Below are 23,029 nucleotides of genomic sequence, written 5' to 3'. Positions count from 1 at the left end.
GCAATGAGCACAAACAATAACCACGAAAAAACAGTCGACGACTATAAAGCGTTGCATCGCATCCACATGCCACGCTGGGTCGCCGGACGCGTGCACATGGTCAACTACGATCTTGTGAACCACATCAAGCAGGAGCTGGTTGCCAACCCGGACTTCGCCGATATTTATGGCGTAGAGCCCGGGGCAATCGAGCACCTTCGCCATAACGGCGGTTCCATGCGGAGCCTTCTCGGCACGCCGTTCCTAATGCTGTCCCCGTCCTTACCGTCCATCGAGGACTGGCGGTGTTTCGTCGACAACACGGCGACTACAGTCGCCGTCGACGCACTCCGGCAGAAAATGCCATCGGTGCGTGATCCGTTGACAACGTTGAACATTCAACATCACAACCGTCAATTTCTCGACCTGGTCCAGCTCGTATCGAACATGAGCGTGATGAGTGCTCCGGTCCTCGGCATGACCACTGAGCTTGCGCAGTACCTCGCCGCACTGCCCCCTCACGAGCTCCACAGGGCACTCGAGCGTATCCGGGACCTGCCGCTGTTCCGTTGGCGATTCCGCAGCCCCGCTTTCTGGTTCGAATTTACGACAAGCGAACTGACTGCCGAACAGATCGCGCATCACGTCATGTCGACAACCCCGTTCAAAGCTGGGGAGCTTCCACATACCGCAACATGGGGGAACCTGCGCCTAGGACGCGACACACACGAGGCGTATGCCGCTGCCATGATGGCGCATGGGTGCCGGGCTAGCACCGCGGCCAACCTGTTTCGTCTGCCGCACAGCAAAACCCGCCAGATGTACCAGGATATCCACGGAAAGCGTTCACCATGCGGCAACCTTCCTAACTCACTTCAATGGTTTGTCGACAAGCCGCTACAACGGCTTCATTCGACGGTCTTCGTTTGGCTCTATCGTGCAGCACTTCAGATGGGTGCTAATACACCACAGGCCCTGATCGCCTCCGCTGACCTGTACGCGATTCTGTTCTCATCGAATCCGCTTCTTGCCACTGATCGGGCTTGCAGTCTCACGCGTTGGCTCGCTGCCAGTGCGCGGCTGGCCATCGCGCCTTGCCGCAATTGCGGAACACACTACATCGTCTCCAACAACGAGTCGAAGATCGAGATGCAACATAGCTTCACTTGTCCCGCCTGCTCCGGCGGCTTGTTGCCCCGCCTTGGCAAACGCGCATCCAGGAGGGGGCAAAATGCGACTTCCGGCTGAACGGTTCGAACTGCCAACTGGCCTCGTCGTACTTAGCGCGGATGGCACAGCGCAGTTTGGCTGGCAGAACCTCGAGACGGGTGATTATTACGCCGAGGACGGCGGGCGCTGCATCATGAATGCAATCGGCGCCGTCCCGTGGCAGGCGGACACGGTCCATTGATATGGCCGCTCGCATGGAAGATCTCGCGTGGATGGTTCGCGACAGCGCATCGGCGTGGCTTCGCGGTTGCGACGACGGTCGCTTCGGTGGATATGAAGCGTTCTATCGCGCCGCGCGCAAAGCCGGGCCTCATGGTTTCGACCTTGAAAAGCTCAACGAGGAGTATTCGACGTGGGTGCGCGAGCGGCCCTCGCGGCTCGTGACTGCGCTCAACCGACCTATCGTTGCGCGCACACTGATCGCCTTCCTCGCCGTCTGGATTGGCGCCCAGACGGTGCCACACGCCGCCGGGTATGCCCCGAAGACCACGGCCGGCCTGCTCGTCGCGGTCTTTATCGGACTGCGGATCTTCCATCGGCAGCGGCGCAGGGGGCGGTTTTGATTCATATCAGCTAAAACCCGCCACCCTCGCGGCGTTTTTCTGCACACGCTTAAAGTCTTTCTAAATCTTTCCGTTACCTACAAGGGTAGCCCTAGCTGAGGCGTGTCCGGCTCGCCGACTTGACTTCACGGCGGGCCTAGTAACCTGGTTTCAGGTTTGCGCATGGGGCGCGACTATAAATCAAACAATGAGGACCACCGAAATGAAACTGAAGAACATCTCCGCAGTCACTGCTTTCGCCTTCGCAGCAACGCTCGCCCTCGCCGCGTGCGGCGGCGGCGGCGGCGGCGGCGGCGGCGGCGGCGGCGATTCGTCGTCCGGTGCGAACAATTCGTCGACGGGCTCGACTGCTCCCTCGGCAAGCACGGGCAATGTCACGACGCCGCAGTACGCCGCAAACAGTGCGCAGCTCGCCGTCTTCAACACCATCAACACGCAGCGCCAACAATGCGGCTTCCCGGCATTGACGGAGAACACTGTCCTCGACCAGGCAGCGCAAGCACACGCGTCGTATATGGGCCAGAACGGCGGTACGGTCACCGATACGGAAGTCTCGGGCAACCCCGGCTTTACCGGAGTAACCTACACCGACCGGGCGGTTGCGGCAGGCTTTCCCGCTGCATCGGTCGCAGGCGGCGTTAGCGCGGGCTTTTATACGAACGCAACCCTCAGTGAAACCGCATATGGCGAACAAATCGCCGCAGGTTGGGCGGCAGGCGTTTATCACATTGCGCTGACTGTTCTGCCGATCACCCAAGTCGGTCTCGGCTGGAACGAACTGTCGTACAACGGATACCCCGAGATTCAGTCAACGGTGACCATGGGCAGCATGCAAAAACTTGCGGGCAACTTGCCGCTAACGTATCCGTGCGAAGGCACTGCTGACGTGCCGTACCAAGTCGCTGGTGAGTCCCCTGTCCCGCCGAATACGTCGGGCGCGTGGGGCGCCGCTATCGGCGTGGAGGCAAATCCCGGCGACACGATTCGGATTACCTCCGGAACCCTCTCGGACACATCTGGAAACGTCGTGGCGCTCGAAGTGCTGGATTCGTCGAATGACACGACGGGTTTGATCAAGGCATACGAAGGCCGCGCCTATCCCGCCGTGGCATTGAGCAAGAACACCACGTATACGGCAACGATCAATGGGACTTGGAACGGGACGGCATTCACCCGAACCTTCAGCTACACCACGGGATCCAAAGTCGGATAAGTTCCCCCCCGAAGAAGTGAAGAAAAAGCCCGCTCGATGCGGTAATGCCGTTCAGTTAAGGTCTTTTTTAAGGTACCGGACGGAGTAGCGCAAAGGACGAGACTTGACGACCCGGTCGCATGTACGGCCGGGTCGCTTTTCATTGGGAAGAGACTTGAGTCGCTCCCGCAGACGCTGAAGGCAGACGGGTAGTTTTGCGTAGGCGGGCGTGAGGGCGGCCCACATCATTTCGTGCTGAATGGTATGGAACGCTCGAACGAAGCTGATATCGGTTGGTGCGAGCTTCGCTTCCCATGCGGCGCTAGCGATCTCGCGGCGAATCAGGTTGTAGGCGATTAGCGCTCCCCAGATTTCCTGATATACCCCTTCGACGATACGACTGCGCAAGGTCAACTCCGAACCCAGCATCGATTGCTTGAGCTCCCCGAAACTGGTTTCGATTTGCCAGCGGCGCTCGTAGCAGCCAACGATATCGGCAGGTTTGAAACGTCGGCGATCCGTCAATGAAGTCAGCAGGACGCGTTCGCGTCCGCGCGCGTCGATGGTCCGGATGGCTCGCGCATTCCAGAATTCAGGCAAGGCCGCGCACTTCTTGCGCGCCTGCGGCGAGACGCGCATGCGCACCGTCGCATCGTCTGCTGCGCCGGCGGTGACTTCCCAGCAGGTATTGGATTTGGCTGGAATCAGGAAGTGACGATTACGTCCGTTCATCGTCAGACCGCACAGGATCTCCGCGGCCAGAAAGCCCTTGTCGAACACCGTCAGCGAATCGTCCGGTATCTGCGGTAGAAGGCTTTTGGCATACACCATTTCGTTGGTGTCGTAGCAGCCAAAGTTGATGTCGGCCACCAGATGCGTGGGGATCGCAGTCAGCGTGACTGCCCGCACCTGCGGATAGCTGGCCACCTTGCCACTGGCATAGCCCTGCGCGCCAAAGTGCTCACGGTTGGCCGCACTGTCGGGTGTGCGCAGCGTGGTGCCGTCCATCGCCCAGAGACTTAACCCCTTGTACGCATGGTGAGGCGCGTCCTGAGTCGTCCATGCCCGTGCCGTCTGCTCGAACAGCCAGGCCATCGGCGCCTCGCCAACACGTTGGCGAGCCTGCACCACCGCGCTCTTGCTGACAAACGGCGCGGCTTCGTTGGGCAATGCCAGGTCGAGACTGTCGAGCACCTCGCTAATTGACCAGTGCCGGTACATCGCCAGCGCGATAACCAGCCAGACCACCTGCTCCGCAGGCAAACGCCGACGCCGAATACTAGCCGCCCCGGTCGCCTGCACCGCCCGCTCGATCCATTCATAGGGCAGATGCTCAGCCAGCCGGCTGAGATCGGCTGGCTGTTGCGCTTCGAGCAGAAAGGTCAGGTGACTGGAAAGCATCGCGCCGAAAAGTTAACTGTTCGGCGCGTCGTTTACAACACCTTCTCACCATCAAAACAACAATGCCGTTCAGGTCTTAACTGAACGGCATTACGCTCGATGCGGGCTTTTTTCTTCCGGCCTTAGACTCATCAGTGGCCGCACGACCCAGAGGCATGCGTCGTGTAGTACGCCCACTTGTAGAAAAGGCTATCAGCCGTCGTACTCCAGCACTCCAAGAGTGTCTCGTAGTAGGTCACCCCGCATTTATCCGTCAGTAACGAGGTGCTGCCGGTGTACCAGTTAATTTGGTATCCAGCCGGAGGAACTGCCGAGGACGCCGATCCACTATACACGCCATTCACGGTCCAGCCGGCCGGCAACTGCGCCATGCACTGCGTTGGGATGTCCGGACGCGCTGGCAAGGTCGGTTGGCACATGAGATCCACCCAGGCGTTGCCATTCCAATCTGGGCCGGAAATCTGGGTATAACCCGGAGCACAAGTTGGGGGCGCCTGATACTGACACTGAGGTGCTGAATACTGCGCCCCCTGCCAGACGGCAGCTACCATCGTAGTCCACCCTGCACTTGCGGGACACGCACCCGGAGTTTGTGGTGCATTCGCCAATTTTGGGGTGCAGGAAGAATCCTGGTAGCCGTATGAACAACGGACTGGTGCTGCGAATGTCGTGTTGCAAACGAGCGACATGCAAAGCACGATGATTGTGTACATCAAGCGTCGGAATTTCATGTCGTCCTCAGTCAGAACTCGCAATAAGTCGTGGCGACAGCCACTCCCTGTATGCCTGCCCCGCTCCCATCTGTAATCGTCACCGTCCACGGTCCGGTACCCGCTGCGCCCAAGTTCACGGTTGCAGTGGGATCGATGTAAAGTGCCTGGCCATCCAACAAGATCGCGGGTATGCCACCCGCAGCGCAGAATGGTGCCGGCACAGTCGATCCGTTGGAAACGGTGTAGTAGCCGTAGCGCAGCGTAGTCCCGCCGATCGGAAGCCATTCGTACCCGCTCGTCGTGTACTGACATGAAAGCATGAGTCCGGAGCCGTCTGCGTTCGCCGCAATACGCGTCGTGCCTGTGGTCGAGGTGCAGCTCGCCCGTGGCGTCGCTTCGTTCGCGACTTCAAGCGCACCGTAGACGGTTGCGTTGCCGTGCACGGCGGCCGCACCCGTGTCTATCGGCGCCGAGTCGGTGCCCGCAGCGTTCTGCACGTAGAGCGTCCCCGGCGAGCGCACCGCGTTAGACACGTCCACGTTCGACGCGGCGACGATCGGTGCCGCGATCGTGCCCGTCGCGTCGATGCTTCCGACGTTGTGCAGATCGACCCCGTTGACGTTCTGGCTGCCCGTCCACGTCAGGCTGCCGTCGCGCCGGATATACAGCGAGTTGCCGTCATTGCCGACACCGTTCGTCGCGAGAATCGCGGCAGCCGGCGTCCCAGACAGCGGATTGGTCGCTGTCCACGTGCCGCTGATGCCCGAGATCGTTCCCGAATTGCGCGTCGACGAAAAGCCGAACTGCGCCCCCTGCGAATTCGCCGCGAGCGCAATCTGGGCCGCGCCGGACACGTCGGGCTTTCCGCCACGCGTATAAGGCAACGACGGATAGAAGACCCACGACACATGGCAATTGCCGTCCTGCTCCGTGCAGCCGTCCGGCAGCATGCTGACCTGAATCGTATAGCTGCCGCCCCAGAACGGGCCCGCGCGGTACGTCTGCTTGAGATTGCCGGCGGTCTGCAGATCCGCGATGGTCGGCGCCGTCAGCGTCGAGTTGCCAGACTGGGTGTACTGGCTGAGCAGCGTCGCGTAGTTGTCGTTTGTCCAGCTCCCGAGCGCGTCCGCGATCACCGCCTCGTTCTGACCTTCGGTCGCAAGCAATGCGGCGCGGTGCTTCTGGATGTCCTCGCGAATCGAGTACACCGTCAGGATCGCCGACGCCGCGAGAAAAACCGCCATCTCGATGATGCTGCCCATGCCCGGTCCTCAACTGCGCGTCGTGTACATCGCAACGGTCGCAGTGTCGCCGCCCGATGCGCACGCGCTGCCCGCCGTCGCGCTGCTGAACGTCGTCGACGGGCCCGACACCACCGTGCCGTTGACCGATACCTCGGTGAAGATGTTGACGACCGCGCTCAGCGCCATCGAGCACACCGCTTTCGGCACCGGGTAGCTCGTCACGATTGCATCGTTGGATGACGTGACCGTGCCCGGTTCTGCCGTCACCTGGCCACCGAAAATGCCCGTCACCGTCGAGTAGTCGCTCGACACGCGTGCGCCCGCTGCGTCGAACGCGTGGTTCTGCGCGAGCGTGGACAGCGTCTCGCTGGAGAAGTCGGCGTCATTGGACGTCGCGTTCTGGATGCCCGTGTGGAACATGCCGACCTCGCTCTTGAACGTCGAGGACTGCACCATGTTGCGCACGAACGGCACGCCGTAAAAAAGCGCGAGCGAGAGGAGCGCGGCCGCGCCGAGCACCGCGCCCGCTTCGATGAGCGACAGTTCGCCGGTCTGCTTTTTCAGGCGGCCCAGGCGACGCATCTGTGCCTTGTGCGCCGGCTTGCGCTGCGTAAAGTTGGTTTTCATATGAGTCGAGCCTGAGTTAGAGGTTATTGCCCGAGGTTGCGCTGAGCGCGCCCTGGAAACTGGTGACGCCGGTGACAACGTAAGAGCCGACACCGAGGCCGATGAACAACGCGGCCGCAACACCGAGCAGCACGTAGTGGGTGATCCGAGCATTGCGACGCACCGCCTCGACCACGCGATCGAGCGACGTGCGGCCGAGCGACTTGATAGCGTCCACGAAGTTGTCGCGGCGCTCGGCATCGGCGATGCGATCGACGACTTCTTCCGAGAAGATGCCCGTGGCGAACGCACGCATCGGCTGTTCGGGATGCTCCTTGAGGCGGCGTTCCATCGTCGAGACGTGCCAGCGCAACCACGGATCGGTATGACGGCCGATGCGCTTGAGCGCGGCCGACAACGTGAGGCCGGAGTCGAGGAGACCCGACAACGAAACGATCAGGAGCGCTGCCCGCAGATCGCGGCGGTTCCGCCACATGAGCGGCGCCGCATCCACGCGGTTGCGCAGCGCCCCAGTCCAGCGCTTGAGGCCGTAGTAATACGACGTGACGCCCGCCGCGATCAGCGCGACATTGAGCAGGCAGTAGTCGTAGCAATAGGTGTCGATCGCGTACAGGAGCTTGCCCGCAGGCATCCACTGATCGAGCGGACGCACCTCAAGGACCTGCGGATAGACCATGCCGCCGAAGAGCATGCACAGGCCGTACATGTAGCAGAGCAGCACCATCGGGTAGGCCATCTGGAGTGCGGTTGTGCTCGACAGCACGCGCTTGGCCGACGCGGCCATTTCGCACAGGTCGAAGCCGCGCCGGGCCGCGTCCTCCTTGTCAGAGGCGAACGCGAGATCCAGCAAGGCATACTCATCGAGCGGCACGAACGGCTTGATCGCGAGTGCGAGGCCATCACCGTCGCGCATGCGCGTCTCCATCTGGTCATAGGCGAGCCAGACGATCTTGCCGCGATCACGCGCGCGCTTCTTGAGCACCTGAAGCCGCTCGATGAGCGTCTCGCGGTTGCGCAGGCCCGTGGTCTGCTCGATATCCAGACGCGATTCGCGGTAGAACGTCTCGCGCGACTTCTGGAAACGCCACTTCGCAACCTTCATGCGCTCCGCGATCGGCAAACGCATGCACATGCCGTAAAACATGCGACCGATCATGACATCCTCCCGTCGCGGTCCGGCATCACCTGGTAGACACCAAACGGCTTCATCCCGCGATCGATGAAGCGCGGATCGATCAGCCCCTGAGAAGCCTTGTAGAGCGCGTGCTCGTAGATCGTCTTGCCGGTCATGTCGGCCGAACCGAAGCCTGCCGTGCGCTCCTTGCGCCAGGCCTTCTCCGCGCCACGCCAGTCGCGCACCACGATGCGGTCGAGAAACTCGGGCGTCGGCCGGTACAGTTCCATCGCAAGCGTCTGGCCCTTCGTGCCCGCCGCCACCTTGCCATCGCGCGTGAGCAACCCCTTCTTGCGGCAATGCTCACAGCCGTCGTCGTTACGACAGGCCATCTTCGACGTGTCGAGGCCGAATTTCGTACGCAGCAGTTCGAGAGAGTCGACACTCATGACCTCGGCGGCAGGTTTCCTGCAATGCGGGCAGAGCATCGGAATGAGCTTCTGGTTGCCCACCGCGTTGATGAACTTGTCGGAGGCAACCTCGTCGGCAGCCAACATGAGCCGGTCGCCCATCAGACGCATGAAGACTCCGATGATGCTGTCGGCGTGGATCGTCGAACGCACGGGGTGTCCGGTGAGCGCGAGTTCGACAACGAGACCTGCGATGGTCGAATCGAGAATTTCCGCGATCGTCAGATCGTCCGGGTCCATACGCATGAGCGTGCGGATGATCGTCGCGACCTTGCGGCGGAACTCCTCTTCGGTCTCGTCCAGGCCGCGCGGCACTGACTGGTCGGAGAGCCACGGCAGCGGATACTCCGACGGCATGCTCACCGCGTACTGCTTCTTGAGCTCGCGGTCTTCGACCATGTACGACAGTGCGCGCAGCAGCGTGGTCTTGGCCGACCCGGTTTCCCCGGAGAGCAGCACCGCACCGCCGCTCACGTGGCCCAGCGCTTCGACGATCGCCAGCTGGCTCGCTTCCAGCCCCATCGTCTGCGGCATCCGCACCGTGTAATTGCGGAAATTGCCGTCGAGGATACGCAGGGCGACATCGAAGCCGCCCATCTGGGGAGCGCTCTGCCAGCGCAGGTTCAACGTTGCGGTCGCCAGTGCGATCGGAATCATGGCCGACTGCGCGGCACTCGGCTGGAAGGCGTTGCCGCTGTTCGTGTTGCTCTGCACGAGATCCTGGTAGACGGCGGAAAGCGCGCGCAGGATCGTCGCCTTCGGCATGCGCTCGTAGGTGTAGAGATCCCCGTCCACGCGAAAGCGGACCTCTGCGTCGGGAAGGTAGTCGCGCGACTCCCAGTGCACGTCGCTCGCGCCGTAGTTCTGCGCAGCGTCCATCACGTCCAGGAAAAGAGCAATCGCCCTCGATCCCTCGGGTACGTGCTTCGACAACCGGATGCGCGCACGCTCATAGACACCCGCAATGACGTCGGCGGTCGCCACCATCTCCTCGCGCACGGTGATGTGCACGCGCTCCAGGTCCTTCACGTAGGTCGCATACAGGGCGGTTTCGTGAAACTCGCGCGTGGCGATCACCACCGCCATCCCCGCCTGCATGTCCACCGCCACGAACTCGCGGCGCGCTTCGGGCGTAATACGCAGCGTCGCGTCGGACGTCGTATCGCACAACACCCGCTTGAAATCTGCGAGCGCCTGCGCCGAACTCAGGCGCGGTATACCCACCGGCGTGTATTCGATGTCCGGGACTGCGAGCGAGCGCGGCGCGGCGTCCTCGCTATGTGGTGTGCTCTCGCGTTCGCCGCCGCTCCCGGCCGCGCTCCCGCCCGCGGTCCCGGCCCGCTGTTCGCTGGCATGCGAGCCGCTCGCTATCGCGGGCGTCTCGTTACCGGGCAGCTCGACGGTTGCGTTGGGCGCCGCATCGACTGCTGGATTTGGGTCGTTGTCGCGCGCCCCGGCACACACGTCATCGAGCGTCTGCTCACACACGCCTTCGCGCGAGACGTCGGCGACTGCCGGATACGGGACGTCGTCCGACATCCCTTCGACCGCGAACGATGCCATCGGTACCTCGTCGGCGCGCGCTTCGTCAATGGGTGCTGCGTCATGCGCAATGCCGTTGACGCCCGTATCGCAGCCGCAAGGTATTTCGACCCGCGTTTCTTTGGCGGGGCGCTCCCCGTCCCAACCATCGACGTGGTGATCGGATGCTGGTCGGTACGCACGTTCGCCGTCGGCCGTCTCAAACGCATCGACATCAGTTACGTCCGCATCGCGCAGGAACGCGCCGAGCGAGCCTGCGGGCGCACCCGGCCCTTTCCGGGCAGAGTGCACGGGCTGCGCCACGTGCACCGGGCGTGTCGCGCCGAACATCGGCTCGACGGGGTCTGCCGATTCTGCGCGCGCCGCAGATTCCGACTCTTCAACGAAGCCGCTGCGCCACGCGCGCAGGCGGGCGATCATGCCGCCACGGGGCTTCTCGTTACCTTCCAGATTTCCAAACAGCGACATCATTGCCTCCCGAAGCTCGAGATCGGTTGAGCCATGTTCGCGCCGGGCGGCAGCGGCGACGAGAGGTCACCAAGCGCCGACCCGGCCACGAACGTCGAACCCGTCGACTCCTGCGCGCCACCACTCATCGGCACGCTCCAGGTGTGCTTGCCTTGCGCCACCGTCACCGACAGGCCGTCGATCCGACGTGCGATCCATCCGTTGAGCAGCTTCTCGCCCACACGCGCCGGATAGACCGCGCCGTTGTACTGGTAGAGGACGTGCTGCCCGCCGGCATCGGTGTAGGCACCGACGAACGTGACGGGCGTCGTTCGCTCACGCGGCACGAACGGTTGCACCACAGGCGCAGGCGCGCTCGCCGTCGGCGCGGCCGGCACGAGCGTTTTGAGCGACACGGATGCGCTACTCGCGGGAGCGTCACCGTCGCCGCGCAGCGCGCGCGTAAGCTTGCTGCGCGCGAGTTCGTCGATGTCGTGCAGCGTGAGATGGGAGTCGCCAGTGACGGCGGCCACCGTATTCGTGCCGTTCGTGCCGCTCGCCGCTGGTGCCGCAGGCGCGGCCGACGCTGCCTGAGTGGGCTCGCCCCCGGTGCTAGCCGGGGCGATCGCATGGGTATTCACCGGAGCGCTCGCCTGGCTCGTCGTCGCGGTATGCACGACGTGAACCGATGTGCTCGACGTCGCCGCGGCGGGCGTCGTCGTCGCAGGTGAGGGAGCGATCGCGGCCGCAAAGGATGGCGTGGCAACAGATGCCGCGTGCGCCGCCACCGCGGTCGCGAGTAACGCCAGGCCGAATGGCACCGCCAGGCGGCGGGGTTTAGTGGACGACATAGTATTTGCCCTTCGCAACGAAATGGATGCCGACCCTGCCCAGTTCCTCGGGCGCGGCGGTGTCGAGCTTCACGCTCAGAGACTCGAGCGTCATGTTGGGTGGCAGCGCCGCGAGCAGCGGCGATTGCCACCGGTAGCCGTCGATTTCCCAGCGCCCTTCGCGCAGCAGCGCGCGACCACGCTCGTCGCGCGGCGGCGGCTCGGAAATCAGCGCACGGCTCGGTTCGAGCTTGACCTCGTAACCGAAGCTCTGGAGATTGAGCGGCTTGATCGACATGCGCTGCGGCGGCGTCTGCAGCATCTCGATGAGCCGCTGTTCGTCGGGCCAGGCCTTCATGTTCGCAACCGCCAGATTGGCAGCGCGCGGCAGCGCAGGCCCGCGCGCGTAGAGGTGCAAACCGTCCGGCGCAAACGTGACCGGCTGCATCGCTTCGGGCGCGGCGCGCGCGAAGTCCTCGAACGAGCCGCCTGCGCGCTGGTACGTCAGCGAGCACGCCCCCGTCGCCGGACACTCGGCCTTCTCGAACTGCCACCCCATCCGGTTCGTGTCGATGTAGTCGAGGAGCGTGAGCACGTCAGGCGCGAGCTGGGACGCGAGCGGCTTGTGGCCCGCAAAGACTTCTCGCATCGCCTGCTCGTAACGCTGGTCCCAGCTCGGCGCGGTGTTCACAACCGGCGGCGGATTGAGCGCGCCCCACATCTGTTTCGCGGCGAACCCCGCGATTGCCAGCGCGAGCAGCATCACCGCCGAGGTCGGAATGCCGCCCGGCACCCGCTTGATGAGCCCCACCTTCTTCTGTTGCAGCAGCTCGGCGGGGCTGAATCGTTCGTCGCCAGGCGCAAGCGCGTCGCCGGCGGCCAGCACAGTGAGCGCGAGGCCCAGTCTCGCGCTCTGCCGGGCAAGCTCGTCGCGCCGCTTCGCGGCCTGCGCGATCGCAACCACCTCGTCGTGACGTACGGCGCCGCGCACGACATGCACGAGATGCACATTCGGGCCATCCTGCATCAGCACAAGTACGGCAGGTTTCGCACGCACGCGCTCGAGCATCGCCACGCGCGCCGCGCCCGAAAAGAGCTTCACGCCGCGCAGTTCGCCCCGTTCGCCGGGCGCGGCCGTCGCGGGGGCGCAGAAGCCGGCGATGCGCTCGTTGCCGACTTTCAGTTCGACGTAGTGCGTGGCGGAGAAGTCGCCCGCATAGCGGGTGCGGCTTTCCTTCGCGGCCTTCTCCGGATAGGCGGCCCAGTCGAGCCCGAACGCAAGGCGTGCGCGCTTTTCTCCGGGTAGCGGTTCGGTGATATGCATACCCGTTGCGCTCACATCGAAGGAACAACAGTGGCCGTGAGCATCACGATCTGGAACGTGCGCGACTTGTTCCAGGTCCCGGTGATGCCCGCAATGCCGCCGTTCGTCGTGCTGTCTGCCGTGTCCGTCACCGCACCGTAGAGCACGACGGTCTGGCCATCCGAGAGCGAAATCGTCTGGTCATCCTTGTTGCCGATGACGTGCGCAAGCTGGATCGACTGCGCGGTTTGCCCCGAACCCGCGCCGGCAGTGGTGAATGGACCGTTCTGCTTGGATGAGTCTCGCCAGTAAGCCAGCACGATCTGGTTGTGATCGTTCACGGCGGGCAGGATGTGCAGGAAGTCGCCCGTCGTTAGCGTGCCCGGCGTGAGGCCCACAACACCGCTCGACGTACCCGTGAGGCTCCCCGACGAGGGCGAGGTCGTGCGCAGATAGTCGTCCGACTGGAAGTTCGCCACCGACACCGGCAGACCGTTCAACGTCATCTTGGTGATCGTGTTGTCGGAGACCGTGCGGCCATACTGGTTCAACGCGTTGATGACCGCGTTCGTGCCCGAGAACGGCGCGTTCGACTGCAACACGGAGAAGCCCATCGTGCCGCCGCCCGAGGAGAGCGACGTCGGCGAGGCAAAGCTCACGGCCCACTTCGCGAGGCCGCCCTGGATGCTGTTGAACACCACATCGGCGTTCAGCCCCGACTGGGTTCCACGATTGAGTGCGATCTGGATCGTGCGCACGCGCAACGCAACCTGACGCGTCGAAATCGCGTTCTCGCTCTTGAGCAGCACGCCCATGCGGTCTGCAGCCTCCTTCGTGTCGTACACCATGACGAGGCGGCTTTGCGGATTGACCGTGATCTTGCCCATCGGCGAGCGCAGGTCATTGAGCTCGGCAGTGATGTTCGCGATCTGGTCGAATTCGCCCTTGCGACCCGTCGACGTGACCGCCGTGAAGGAACCCGTATCGTTGGTCGATCCGCCCGTCGAGCCGGTCGACTGGTTGCCGGTCGACGTGTCGGTGCCCTTGTACATTTTCGATTCGATCGAGACCTTGCCGGGAATCGCAGCAATCTGGAACAGGCGCGTGACAAAGCGGCTGACGGTGATGGTCGAACCGTCGAACGACCAGTCGAGGCCGAGGTTTTCCGTCACGTCATGCATGTACTGGCCGACGCCACACCCCTCGCACGGCTGCTCGTACACAGGCTCTTCGGTCGTCCGCAGTCCCACGCCGACCATGGCCTGCGTCGTCTTGCCGTCGTTGCTCGGACGCGGAATGAGCGAGTCGCGCGGGATGAACACGTCGGGGCTCACGTGCACCGGGTATCCGGTCGCGTTCGAGACGAGTGTCGCGATGGTCCTGATGCCGAGCTTCGGCGGGAACGTGACTTTCTTGTCGCGGAAGATCGCGGGCAGCGTGGCCTCGTAGGCAACCGGCACCGGGCGATCGCCAAGGAACGCGCTCGGCACGACCTCAACAAGCGGAATGCCCTGACCGAAGCCGCCGTACGCGGACGTGGCTGTGGTGTTCGCCTGGTTGTAGGCGTCGTTGACGTCGCCCTGCATCACGGCACAGCCGCCGAGGGCCACCGCGATGGCCGATGCGAATGCGCTGGCGAGCAGGGAGCGGGAGTTAAATTGGCGCATCGGATCAGTCCTTGCAGTTCGCCGCGCGCGCGATCACGCGGATGACGTTGTTGGTGTGCTCGCAGACACGCGCGGGCGTGCGCATGTGATTGGTCGCTTCCATGACCTGCGTGAGCACGGAGCGGAAGTCGCCGGAGAACGTCGCGTTGAATTCGACCGGGAGGTCATCGTCGATCTTCCAGGCGAGCTGCCAGCCGAGCGTTTGCAGCCACGCATCGAGCGCATTGCGCAGGTTCATCGACTGCGGCGTGATCGAGAACGTCATCGTGCCGGCCGGCTCACCGCCAGGCGCGCCGGGGAGAACGACAGACTTCACGTCGGTCGACGTCGCGAGCGGCGCGGAAGGGAGCATTGCGGCGGGCGCGATCGACGCAGCGGCCACGCCCGCGGGCGGCGCGGGAGCTGACACTGCCGACGCAGGCACCGGGGCCGATGCTCCGCCAGGCGCGGGGGCAGCGAGCGAGCCCGGGCCGAGCACCTGCCAGCCATCGCCCGAAGGGGCGTGTACGGTTGACTGGTCAGGCTCGACGGCAGCAACAGCGGCGGCGCAATACAGGGCCTGCAGGAACGACGCGAGGATGGAAATTTTTCTCATTGCTTAGTGCCCCTGCAGGCGGCGATAGATCGAGTTGGCGTAGACGAGCTGGTGCGCACTCGTCGGCGAGTTGTAGGCGCCCACGGCCTTCCAGGTCGGACCGAACTGCCGGATGTTGGACGCGAGAATCCACGTGCCGACGTAGGCGTTCACACAGGCGTTGAAGAGGTGCTCGCGCCGGATGCCGTAGCGCGCGAGCTTTGGCAGCCATGACGAATTGATCTGCATGAGGCCGATGTCTTCGGTGCCGTTGCGGTTCACATTGACGGCGTCCGCGCGCATGCCCGACTCCTGTTTCGCGATCGCGCGCACGAGCTGCACGTTGATGTGTCGGAATGCCGCCGCGTCGTCGAGACAGTCGGCGTGTGCAACGAAGGGCGTGACGCTGGCCAGAGCCGCGGCGGTGGCGATAAAGAGCGAGCGCATCACGACGACGCCCCCGTACGCTCGAAATACTTCACGTCGTGGCGGCGCAGCACGCTGATGGTCTGGCCGTCGGCGGTCACGATGAACTGCTCGGAGGTGCCGTTGAACATGAAGTAACGGCCCTTCTGTTCGCCCGAACCGAGGTGATGGACGTCAGCAACCGTCACGTTGATCACGCTCGGCGCGAACTTGAAGTACGTCTGGCCGCCCTCGTCGAACACGGATTCGAGATGCGCGGCGTTGCCCGCCGCAAAGTCGTAAACAGTGCCCGCGTTACGCGCGACCTCGACATGGTTCGTCGCGTCCGCAACCACGAAGCGATCGGCCCGATCAATCGTCATCACGTTCGTACCGGCGTCCCATTTCGGATGCAGCGACGTGCCGTCCGCCGTCGTGAACTTCAGGTCCTTCGGCTTCGCCGCGAAGCGGATCTGCGTGTGCGTGTCGTCGCCATCGCGGATGGCGTTTGCACCGAAATACTTCGCGAGCAGGGACTCGGGCGCGGACACATCAGGCGTGCTTGTCGCAACGGTCGCGGCCGACTGCGACGGCGCGGCCACCGCGTAATTGAGCGCACCGGACTTCTCGACATCACGGCGCAGGCGCACGTGGCGCGTGTCGAAGTCGACGTCAGCATAGAGGCCGCTCGCGTTCATCAAACGGTCCAACGCGTGCAGCCAGTTCTCGCCGGGTTGGGTCTCGAAGCGCGTCGCCGCGGTCAGGTCTACATCCTTTTGCGCCGTGCCACTCCAGCCCTGCGGCACGAGTGCCTTGACAGTCGCCGCCACCGGCATGTTCGCGTTCAGGCTGCGCACGGGATCGAGCGCGCCGTGCTCGCCGATGAGCGCCAGGCGCCCGCTGAAACCGGCAAACGCCACCGGCTGGTCGTCACCGGAACCGGGCACGATGCCGTGGCCGCCGATGAAGCTGTTCGCGCGGTTCCATGTCGCGACGGCCGTGTGCCCTGCCACGCTGTACTGGATCGACGTGGGCGTGCCGTCGATGACGACATACGGGCCTTCCGGATGGCTGCCCGCGACGGTGATGACCTGCCCCGCGCGCGGCTGGATATAGGTCTTCGAACCGTCGTTAAAAATCAGCGCGGGACGCTCGGCGATGCCGCCCGCGACTTCGTAGTCGAAGTCGAACGGGTCGGTGTTGGCGGCGGTCGCGAATGGCGCAGCGAAGGACGCAGCCAGGAGCGCGCCGAGGATCGCGAGGCGGTTTGCGGTCTGCTTCATAGGCCTGCATTAATCTGGTTGAGGTGACGCACGAAACGCGCGAGATACGCGCTGCCCGGCGCCGGGTTCGCGCTGTGGTAGTACGCGATCGCCTTCGCCACCGAGCGCGTGCTCTGGTAGTTCTCGTTGAGGATGGATTCGGCCACGCGCACATTCGTCGCGGGCGAGAGCGCGTCCCAGGGCGATGCGAAGCGCTGATGGTGGTACCGCCAGTTGATCTGCATGATTCCAACATCGAAGTCGGAACGGCCTGCCGCAATCAGCGCGCGCATCGCGCCGTAGGCGTCCTCGCGCGTGCGAAAGAAGAAGCCCCGGCCCGCGACATTCAGCGTCCACGGCCACGCGCGGCCGTTGTAGGCCGATTCGTTGAGCGCTATACCCGCGAGCACCTTCGGATCGACGCTCGTGTGCAGCAGCTCGAACGGCGTGACCACGCTCGCGCACGCCCAGCCGCCACGGCCTTCGGTCATCGCAGCCAGCGCGTCGTCATCCAGTTCGTCGGGTTGCAGCCAGCCACTGCGGACCATCAATCCGGCGAGCGACTCGTCACGCGCATCGACCGACACCGTCATACCCGCTTCGGGCGTGCTGCGAACCGGCTGGCCCAGCAGCGGCGCGGCCCACGTCTCGAACGGCGTGAGCCCGCAATAAAGCACCGGTTTGCCGTCCAGCGTGGCGACCTCGCGCGCGCTACCCGAACCGAGCACGAGGGACACCGGGCTGATGACCTGGGTGATCGAGGGAGCCGGGGCCGCATGCGCGCTACCCGCCATCGCAAGCGCGAGGGACATGAATGCGAGCGCGTGCCTAGCCACGGTACGGCTCCAGGTGAATGTCGCGGTTCACCTTGATCATGAAGCGCTGACCCGGCTTGATCGTGATCGTAGGTGGAATGTTCTGGTATCGGCTGAGGATCGACTGCGACGTTTGCGCGGCCACCTGCCCGGCCGTGTTGCCGACCTGCGTGACACCATACGGGCCACTCGTTGTCGAGCTGGTATCGCTTCCGTCGAAATGGTTGAGCAGGATGGCGGTCAGGAACGACGCGCCATAGATCGTCCAGAAGTGATTGTTGACGTCACCCGAGAAGCCCGCATAGCCGTTCTGGTCCGCACCCTGCGCGCCATAGAGCGGCACCTGCTTGCCGTTGGGCAGGCGCATCTCGGTGGCGGCCACGAGGATGCTCTCCTGACCGACCTTGATATCGCTCTGGTACGGTGCAGTGATCATCGTGCCCTTCGGGACCATCAGACACGTGCCCGTGACGCTGTCGTAGACGTCCTGTTCGACCATGAGCGCCGCTGTGCCGGGACGGTCGGAATTCTCACCTTCCATGACAAGCACCGGAATGTGATGCGGCGGCGAGAGCGTGCACGCGCCCGACTGGCCCACGAACCCGGCACTCGAGAACCCTTCGCCCGACGCCGACTGCGCCTTTGCATCCTTGATGAACTGGAGATCGCGCTGGGCCGACGAGGTCGTGGACGTGGCGTTGCCCTGCCCCATCGCCGCGCTCAACGCCCTGGCCTGCGCCTCAGCCGAACTCGTTGCCGACTGCTGCGCAGCCGCCGCCTGCATCGCCATCTGTGCCGGGGTCAGCACGCCCTGCACGCCCAGCGAACCGGCGGACTGGTTGTTCTGCTGCTCGCTGACCTTCTTGCCCGGGGTGAAGATCGGTGAGGCGTAGATGGCGTCGACATTCGCCTGCGCCCCGGTAGTCGGTGACGATGCCGTTTCTCTTGCGAACTGGTCGACGGACAGGCCCGACTTCGCGCTGGCAGCCGGGGGCGCAGAGGCGCCAGCGGCTGCACGTGCCTTTCGCTCGGCTTCGCGCGCCGCAGTCTGCTGGTCGCTGATGATCTTGTCGATGTCTTCGCCGTTGTGCGTGTGATCGACAGATGCCGCCATCTTGGCTGCCTTGTCGGCTTTCGCATCTGCGTCGGCCTGGCTCGCTTCCTTCGACTGGTAGTAGAAGCCAAGCGCGCCGATGATGACGGCGAAAAGCGCGCCCACGGCGAATAGCACGCCACGCGGCGACTTGCCCTTGGTGACGCGTTCCTGATCGGTCGGCTGCGGGTTCGGGTGCGACATGCTCAGAACCCGAACAGGCCGTGGCGGCCACGCGTGATCGTCACGTCGTCCCTCCCGGCGCGCAGCACGATCTTGTCGGCGAGCTGCTGCACGACGATGTACGGGCCGCGACGGATGAAATTCGGCGCGACGTCGTCACCGTGATCCTTGACGATCGGCACGGCGAACGGCGCGCCGGCAGGCAGGCGCAGCCAGACGAACTTGCCGTCGTCGAATACCGTCTCGGGTTTGAACGGCGCGGAGCCCGACACCGTGTATTCGAAATTGAGCTTCTCGGGCGAGACGCCGAGCGGCCCCGAGTCGGTCGAGCCGCTGCGCCCCGCGTCCGGGCCCGCGTCCAGTCCGGCGCCCTGACCTGCTCCACCGGCCCCACCCGCATCGGCCTCAGCACGCGCACGGGCCTTCGCCAGCAGCGATTGTTGATAGTGGAAACGCACGCTCTGGTAGAACAGACCGCCAACGGGCGACGAAACCAGTGTGAAGTAGTAGTCGCGCAGGTTCGTCGAGACGTGCATCGTGTTGACGAGCGACGGCCGCATCGGCTTGATGTACAGGTGGTTCGCGTTATCTGAATCCCATGTCCACGACACCGTGTCGCCAAATGCAGGATCAGAGATGAGCTTCTCGCCGGGCGCGAACTCGATGGTCGTGAGCTTCGCGGGCGCGGCCATCACGCAGAAGATCTGGTCGCGGCTGTAGTTGAAGACGACGATGCGCGCGTCGTTGGGCATCGTGACCGGATCCACGCCCGTGTTATACGGGTTCACCGGGCTCATCGGGTCGCCGATGATGGAACCCACGTCCAGCGGGCCGGAGAGTGTCTGGAGCGGTTGTGTCTTGCGCGCGGCGTGGACGGGGCTGGAAATCGCCAGCGCGCAGACGAGCGCGGCAAGCGGCAACTGGAAGCGGAGTGCCGGGTTCGTCATGCGGTTCGTTGAATCGTGAAGAACGGGAAGAAAATCCCGAAGGGGTTGGTGCCGACCGCGTCGTCGGAGCTGGCCGGAACGATCTGGTAGCGCAGCGTCAGCGCGTAGCGCACTTCAACCGGCTTGTCCGCCGGGAACTGGGTCGTGGACGTGGTGAACTCGACAACGACGGTCGAATCGTCGAGCACGGAGACGTTGCTGACCTTCGTCTCGCGAACGAGCTTGGGATTGGCGGTGATGGTCTGGAACGGTGCGTCCTGCTTGAGCCACGCGGCGAACTGGTTCTTTCCGTTGTCGGCCATCTGCGACTTGACGGCATTGATGTTGCGCGCAAGGCGCGACGTCTCGATCGTCGGCGTAAGCACAGGCTCGATGGTGAACCAGCGCTGCACGGAGTCGGCGATAGACGAACGCAGCGCCTGGTCGTCAGGCTTGTATGCGGCGAGCTGCCGGATCAGCGGGCGCCCGCCCGCGTCGGCCGAGATGCCGTAGGACTTAACGACGGAAGGCGGCGGCTGCCGGGTCCACACCGCCCCGCCAGCGACGGCGGCAAGCACGAAGCAGAGCAGCTTCCAGTGGTTGGCCTCGACACGCAGGCGCGTGCCGCGATCGAAGATGATCTTTTCGGGATCTTCTTCGGAGTAGCCGCCCGGAGCGGTAGACAGGGCGATCTGCTTTTTGGAACGACGGAAGAGAGGCATGACGCGCGCGCAAGACGAGTTGGTTCGCGTCAATTAGAACAATGGCGGTTCAGGTGCTCCGCGTCAAAAGCGGGGGGATTTGCACACCATTCCGTTCATCCGGTTTGGAAGCGCTGATTTGCAAGCGCTTGCAAGCATTTGAGCGAAATGGTGCAGTTTTTAGTGAGCTTTTCGACTACCCACGAAGAAGAGCGAAAACTAGCGCGGCGTATCAAGGCGCGTAATCAGCCTTCGAATGGCGATTGCCCCTGCAATAGTGGACACAGCTTCACACTAAGGTTGCTGCGTCATCGAGCGCAGGAACTCGCGAGGCAAGCGGTATTCGAGCGCGCTATGGGGATGCTCCTCGTTGTAATGCAATATGAACGCAATGATCAGGTTGCGTGCAACGGCCGCTGCATCTGGCTTCGGCATGAAGGCGACGTAATCGCGCTTCATCGTTTTCACGAAGCTCTATGTCATGCCGTGACTTTGCGGGCTATACACCGGCGCGCTTAATGGCTCCTTTTGATGTTTGATCGCAACGCCGGAAACACATCAAAGGTGCACACCTATGGTGCGGTGTAAGTGCATTCAGGGTTTGCCAAAGAGGTGAACGGCTATGGTTCGAGAAGTTCCTCTCAACATCCGCGCCTGCGCGAGCCGAAGACTACCGCTCCTTGCTCTTTGCTGTGCGTGATTTGTTGAAAACGAATCCAGCGAAACCATCGTGCAGATCCGGATATCGAGCAAACATTGCTTCGGGCAGATCCACTGATGCGTCTATGCCGAGACGACGTAAAGTAAGTTTTCCTGCCGCACTGCCCCTAAAGGCTCTGCGCCAATCGTCCCGCTGCTTCGCCGTCGCACCTTGGTATATCTCCCAGCCTCGGCGGACCTCATCGACGATCCGGTTCTGGGCCTCTACGTTCTGTGCTGCAATTTGCAGAGCCACGCGCGTTTCCACGTGCTGTTTCGCATCTACTTCACGCCGCTCCGCAAGCGCGAGTGTCTCCTGTTGCTCCACCATCTGACGTTCAGCGTCGGACACAATCCATCGCTCCTTCAAGGCTTTCATGAAAAAGCCCGCAGGGCTCTTCGATACCTTGCCGAGCTTTAGACTGAAGCGCGTACGCTCAATGGCCTGCTCTAAGCGCTCGTCCGTGTACGTGTCGCGATCCGACGCAATCTGGCCGAATTGCGCGCTGGAGAGACCGAATTCTTGCTTGAGCGTTTCGTACAACACCTTCGCTTGTTCGTGTGTATGTAACAAGCGCTCTTCGACGGCTTTACGTTCGATACGGAAACGAAGGCGACCGATCTTTCGGGAGCCTTGCTCGTTGCGAGTCTCGAAGGAAAGGTGTAGATCGGAAACTGCGTTAATCTGCTCGACAGCCGGTCCGAGCCAGTCGCGTTTGAAGTACTTGAACTCTTTCGCCTTTGCACCGATCGCACCCTGCCAGGAACGAAGCTCATCGAGAGTGAACCATTCGGTTATGCCCTCGTCGGCGTATGGCAGTAGATGGTCGTACATCACCCGCGCGTAGCTGAGCGTGAACAGCGACGTGATCCGAAGACTTAACCAGTGTGACTTCCCTGGACCGCGAATTATGCCGATCAGGTCCGGGGGGACTCGAAACTGGAAGCGGCCGCCGGCGTAAGAGATTCGACCAATCAGCTGGACGGAGCCAAACGGCTTTGTACCATCAGCCTCGGCTTCCGCCGTGGCCTGGATGAGTGCTCTCTGAGCTTCCGTGATGACTTGCTCAAGGTGAGCGTTGTTGCGGCTTGAGTACCGCATGAGCCACTTAAAGTAGTCGAGTTCGACGTCATATAGATCGTGAATGCCGGCTTCCTGAGCCACGACAAAGTAAGCTGCATCGATCAGTCGCCGCGCGGCGACACCGAGATCTACGATTCGGATGAGGACGTTTTTTCGCGCGAAGCCGATATCTTTTCGGGCTGCCTCGACCGGTAAGTCCTCCCCTCGCGCATCGTCGAAAAGCGCCAACGCCAACTGCCTGGACGTGGCTACCTGCCCTCCTGCCGTCATTCGACTCCCCTCGCCATCGTGGCCGCAATTTGTGCCGTACGGTACCGACGGCAAGGTGCGCTGTCAACACAGATCACCTCACCTTAGTCAGTATGCCCTGCTCAAAACACCTCACCTTCCGCTAAGCCAATCACAAATTACCTCACCATTAGCGCCCAAAGATCTCACCTTGCGACCCTAAATACCTCACTTTCGCGGGGTAAACACCTCACCATCGCACTCAATCAACAGCACCACTAACACATAAAACCTCACCTTGAATCGCTAAGTGGCTGTTTAGATTAAGAAGTTCTGTTTCTGTTAGTGGTTTGTTGGTTCTATGTTTACAAAAACAAACTAACCACAGCCATGCAAGAAAAAGAAATCTACGTGCTGGTTTCCTTCTGACGACAACTTCGCTCAGCAGCTAAACCGAAAAAAAATGTAGAAATTTGAATCCACAAGGTGAGGCAAATTGTGTTGCGGTGCGAAAGCTGCACAGAAACAAGTGACTTTCATGCACGCAAGGTGAGGTGTTTTGTGTTGGTCTAAACGCTGATAGACCCTTGATTCAGACGGTCCCCAGCAGTGGGGGCCGCCAACTGCTGTACGGCGCCCCAAAAACCGTTGGCTAAGCGATTGAAACTCAAGCTTTTTCGAAAATATCGACTCGAATGGCTTCGGAACCAGCGAATGTAATGGCAATTCTTCGGCAC

20 protein-coding genes and 1 pseudogene are annotated in these 23,029 nt (G+C 62.8%); 4 read left to right on the top strand and 17 right to left on the bottom strand.

Annotated elements, in window-relative coordinates:
- Positions 1 to 3 precede the first annotated feature (3 nt).
- The 4 genes from U4Y88_RS29395 to U4Y88_RS29380 all read left to right on the top strand — a co-directional run bounded on the left by U4Y88_RS29395 (position 4) and on the right by U4Y88_RS29380 (position 2,985).
- Positions 4 to 1,227: a FlhC family transcriptional regulator gene (locus tag U4Y88_RS29395; RefSeq protein WP_321788167.1), complete on the top strand. Its 1,224-nt coding sequence runs from the start codon at positions 4 to 6 to the stop codon at positions 1,225 to 1,227.
- Entirely contained in the window at positions 1,211 to 1,390 is a 180-nt protein-coding gene (locus U4Y88_RS29390) for a hypothetical protein (protein ID WP_321788165.1), read from the top strand. Before U4Y88_RS29395 ends, U4Y88_RS29390 begins: the two co-directional genes overlap by 17 nt.
- 13 nt (positions 1,391 to 1,403) lie before the next feature.
- A complete protein-coding gene (locus U4Y88_RS29385) occupies positions 1,404 to 1,772 on the top strand; it encodes a hypothetical protein (protein ID WP_321788163.1) in 369 nt (122 codons plus the stop codon).
- A gap of 202 nt (positions 1,773 to 1,974) precedes the next feature.
- A complete protein-coding gene (locus tag U4Y88_RS29380; RefSeq protein ID WP_321788161.1) occupies positions 1,975 to 2,985 on the top strand; it encodes a CAP domain-containing protein in 1,011 nt (336 codons plus the stop codon).
- A 51-nt stretch (positions 2,986 to 3,036) separates the two neighbouring features.
- Here the strand turns inward: U4Y88_RS29380 and U4Y88_RS29375 are convergent, their stop codons facing one another.
- From U4Y88_RS29375 to U4Y88_RS29295, 17 genes and pseudogenes are all read right to left on the bottom strand, one after another.
- Positions 3,037 to 4,365, bottom strand: coding sequence for an IS4 family transposase (locus U4Y88_RS29375; RefSeq protein ID WP_321788159.1), 1,329 nt, complete (start codon positions 4,363 to 4,365; stop codon positions 3,037 to 3,039).
- 742 nt (positions 4,366 to 5,107) lie between these two features.
- The gene (locus U4Y88_RS29370) at positions 5,108 to 6,340 is read right to left on the bottom strand and encodes a hypothetical protein (RefSeq protein ID WP_321788158.1); all 1,233 of its coding nucleotides are present in this window, start codon (positions 6,338 to 6,340) and stop codon (positions 5,108 to 5,110) included.
- 9 nt (positions 6,341 to 6,349) lie between these two features.
- Positions 6,350 to 6,949: a type 4 pilus major pilin gene (locus tag U4Y88_RS29365; RefSeq protein ID WP_321788157.1), complete on the bottom strand. Its 600-nt coding sequence runs from the start codon at positions 6,947 to 6,949 to the stop codon at positions 6,350 to 6,352.
- A gap of 16 nt (positions 6,950 to 6,965) precedes the next feature.
- Complete coding sequence (locus U4Y88_RS29360; RefSeq protein ID WP_321788154.1) at positions 6,966 to 8,105, bottom strand: type II secretion system F family protein; 1,140 nt, start codon at positions 8,103 to 8,105, stop codon at positions 6,966 to 6,968.
- Complete coding sequence (locus tag U4Y88_RS29355; protein WP_321788152.1) at positions 8,102 to 10,546, bottom strand: ATPase, T2SS/T4P/T4SS family; 2,445 nt, start codon at positions 10,544 to 10,546, stop codon at positions 8,102 to 8,104. The genes U4Y88_RS29360 and U4Y88_RS29355 overlap by 4 nt, the downstream gene beginning before the upstream one ends.
- Entirely contained in the window at positions 10,543 to 11,373 is an 831-nt protein-coding gene (locus tag U4Y88_RS29350) for a hypothetical protein (RefSeq protein WP_321788150.1), read from the bottom strand. Before U4Y88_RS29350 ends, U4Y88_RS29355 begins: the two co-directional genes overlap by 4 nt.
- On the bottom strand, positions 11,360 to 12,676 hold the full coding sequence (locus U4Y88_RS29345; protein ID WP_321788148.1) for a hypothetical protein: 1,317 nt from the start codon (positions 12,674 to 12,676) through the stop codon (positions 11,360 to 11,362). Before U4Y88_RS29345 ends, U4Y88_RS29350 begins: the two co-directional genes overlap by 14 nt.
- 11 nt (positions 12,677 to 12,687) lie before the next feature.
- On the bottom strand, positions 12,688 to 14,322 hold the full coding sequence (locus U4Y88_RS29340) for a type II secretory pathway protein (RefSeq protein WP_321788146.1): 1,635 nt from the start codon (positions 14,320 to 14,322) through the stop codon (positions 12,688 to 12,690).
- A gap of 4 nt (positions 14,323 to 14,326) precedes the next feature.
- Complete coding sequence (locus U4Y88_RS29335; RefSeq protein ID WP_321788144.1) at positions 14,327 to 14,917, bottom strand: toxin co-regulated pilus biosynthesis Q family protein; 591 nt, start codon at positions 14,915 to 14,917, stop codon at positions 14,327 to 14,329.
- 3 nt (positions 14,918 to 14,920) lie between these two features.
- Positions 14,921 to 15,343, bottom strand: a complete 423-nt coding sequence (locus U4Y88_RS29330) for a lytic transglycosylase domain-containing protein (protein WP_321788142.1) — start codon at positions 15,341 to 15,343, stop codon at positions 14,921 to 14,923.
- The gene (locus tag U4Y88_RS29325) at positions 15,343 to 16,584 is read right to left on the bottom strand and encodes a hypothetical protein (protein WP_321788140.1); all 1,242 of its coding nucleotides are present in this window, start codon (positions 16,582 to 16,584) and stop codon (positions 15,343 to 15,345) included. The genes U4Y88_RS29330 and U4Y88_RS29325 overlap by 1 nt, the downstream gene beginning before the upstream one ends.
- Entirely contained in the window at positions 16,581 to 17,375 is a 795-nt protein-coding gene (locus tag U4Y88_RS29320) for a transglycosylase SLT domain-containing protein (RefSeq protein ID WP_321788138.1), read from the bottom strand. Before U4Y88_RS29320 ends, U4Y88_RS29325 begins: the two co-directional genes overlap by 4 nt.
- A 16-nt stretch (positions 17,376 to 17,391) precedes the next feature.
- Complete coding sequence (locus U4Y88_RS29315; protein ID WP_321788136.1) at positions 17,392 to 18,675, bottom strand: TrbI/VirB10 family protein; 1,284 nt, start codon at positions 18,673 to 18,675, stop codon at positions 17,392 to 17,394.
- A 2-nt stretch (positions 18,676 to 18,677) separates the two neighbouring features.
- Positions 18,678 to 19,601: a TrbG/VirB9 family P-type conjugative transfer protein gene (locus U4Y88_RS29310; RefSeq protein ID WP_321788134.1), complete on the bottom strand. Its 924-nt coding sequence runs from the start codon at positions 19,599 to 19,601 to the stop codon at positions 18,678 to 18,680.
- Positions 19,598 to 20,302, bottom strand: a complete 705-nt coding sequence (locus U4Y88_RS29305; RefSeq protein WP_321788132.1) for a type IV secretion system protein — start codon at positions 20,300 to 20,302, stop codon at positions 19,598 to 19,600. Before U4Y88_RS29305 ends, U4Y88_RS29310 begins: the two co-directional genes overlap by 4 nt.
- 273 nt (positions 20,303 to 20,575) lie before the next feature.
- Positions 20,576 to 20,806, bottom strand: a pseudogene (locus U4Y88_RS29300) (integrase core domain-containing protein); the annotation flags it as partial.
- A 145-nt stretch (positions 20,807 to 20,951) separates the two neighbouring features.
- Positions 20,952 to 22,334 carry a replication initiation protein gene (locus U4Y88_RS29295; protein ID WP_321788130.1) on the bottom strand — a complete coding sequence of 461 codons (1,383 nt, stop codon included), beginning with the start codon at positions 22,332 to 22,334 and terminating at the stop codon, positions 20,952 to 20,954.
- Positions 22,335 to 23,029: the final 695 nt, after the last annotated feature.

This window comes from Paraburkholderia sp. J94, from assembly GCF_905220285.1.
In the GTDB taxonomy this organism is placed as follows: Bacteria; Pseudomonadota; Gammaproteobacteria; order Burkholderiales; family Burkholderiaceae; genus Paraburkholderia; species Paraburkholderia tropica_A.
This window is presented reverse-complemented; position numbering and strand designations above follow the sequence as displayed.

Excerpts from the sequence above, each read along its gene's own strand:
- U4Y88_RS29330 (WP_321788142.1), bottom strand. The coding sequence starts at position 15,343 with ATGCGCTCGCTCTTTATCGCCACCGCCGCGGCTCTGGCCAGCGTCACG.
- U4Y88_RS29340 (WP_321788146.1), bottom strand. The coding sequence starts at position 14,322 with ATGCGCCAATTTAACTCCCGCTCCCTGCTCGCCAGCGCATTCGCATCG.
- U4Y88_RS29370 (WP_321788158.1), bottom strand. The coding sequence starts at position 6,340 with ATGGGCAGCATCATCGAGATGGCGGTTTTTCTCGCGGCGTCGGCGATC.
- U4Y88_RS29295 (WP_321788130.1), bottom strand. The coding sequence starts at position 22,334 with ATGACGGCAGGAGGGCAGGTAGCCACGTCCAGGCAGTTGGCGTTGGCG.
- U4Y88_RS29350 (WP_321788150.1), bottom strand. The coding sequence starts at position 11,373 with ATGTCGTCCACTAAACCCCGCCGCCTGGCGGTGCCATTCGGCCTGGCG.
- U4Y88_RS29325 (WP_321788140.1), bottom strand. The coding sequence starts at position 16,584 with ATGAAGCAGACCGCAAACCGCCTCGCGATCCTCGGCGCGCTCCTGGCT.
- U4Y88_RS29335 (WP_321788144.1), bottom strand. The coding sequence starts at position 14,917 with ATGAGAAAAATTTCCATCCTCGCGTCGTTCCTGCAGGCCCTGTATTGC.
- U4Y88_RS29305 (WP_321788132.1), bottom strand. The coding sequence starts at position 20,302 with ATGCCTCTCTTCCGTCGTTCCAAAAAGCAGATCGCCCTGTCTACCGCT.
- U4Y88_RS29360 (WP_321788154.1), bottom strand. The coding sequence starts at position 8,105 with ATGATCGGTCGCATGTTTTACGGCATGTGCATGCGTTTGCCGATCGCG.
- U4Y88_RS29365 (WP_321788157.1), bottom strand. The coding sequence starts at position 6,949 with ATGAAAACCAACTTTACGCAGCGCAAGCCGGCGCACAAGGCACAGATG.
- U4Y88_RS29395 (WP_321788167.1), top strand. The coding sequence starts at position 4 with ATGAGCACAAACAATAACCACGAAAAAACAGTCGACGACTATAAAGCG.
- U4Y88_RS29345 (WP_321788148.1), bottom strand. The coding sequence starts at position 12,676 with ATGCATATCACCGAACCGCTACCCGGAGAAAAGCGCGCACGCCTTGCG.
- U4Y88_RS29320 (WP_321788138.1), bottom strand. The coding sequence starts at position 17,375 with ATGTCCCTCGCGCTTGCGATGGCGGGTAGCGCGCATGCGGCCCCGGCT.
- U4Y88_RS29385 (WP_321788163.1), top strand. The coding sequence starts at position 1,404 with ATGGAAGATCTCGCGTGGATGGTTCGCGACAGCGCATCGGCGTGGCTT.
- U4Y88_RS29310 (WP_321788134.1), bottom strand. The coding sequence starts at position 19,601 with ATGACGAACCCGGCACTCCGCTTCCAGTTGCCGCTTGCCGCGCTCGTC.
- U4Y88_RS29355 (WP_321788152.1), bottom strand. The coding sequence starts at position 10,546 with ATGATGTCGCTGTTTGGAAATCTGGAAGGTAACGAGAAGCCCCGTGGC.
- U4Y88_RS29375 (WP_321788159.1), bottom strand. The coding sequence starts at position 4,365 with ATGCTTTCCAGTCACCTGACCTTTCTGCTCGAAGCGCAACAGCCAGCC.
- U4Y88_RS29390 (WP_321788165.1), top strand. The coding sequence starts at position 1,211 with ATGCGACTTCCGGCTGAACGGTTCGAACTGCCAACTGGCCTCGTCGTA.
- U4Y88_RS29315 (WP_321788136.1), bottom strand. The coding sequence starts at position 18,675 with ATGTCGCACCCGAACCCGCAGCCGACCGATCAGGAACGCGTCACCAAG.
- U4Y88_RS29380 (WP_321788161.1), top strand. The coding sequence starts at position 1,975 with ATGAAACTGAAGAACATCTCCGCAGTCACTGCTTTCGCCTTCGCAGCA.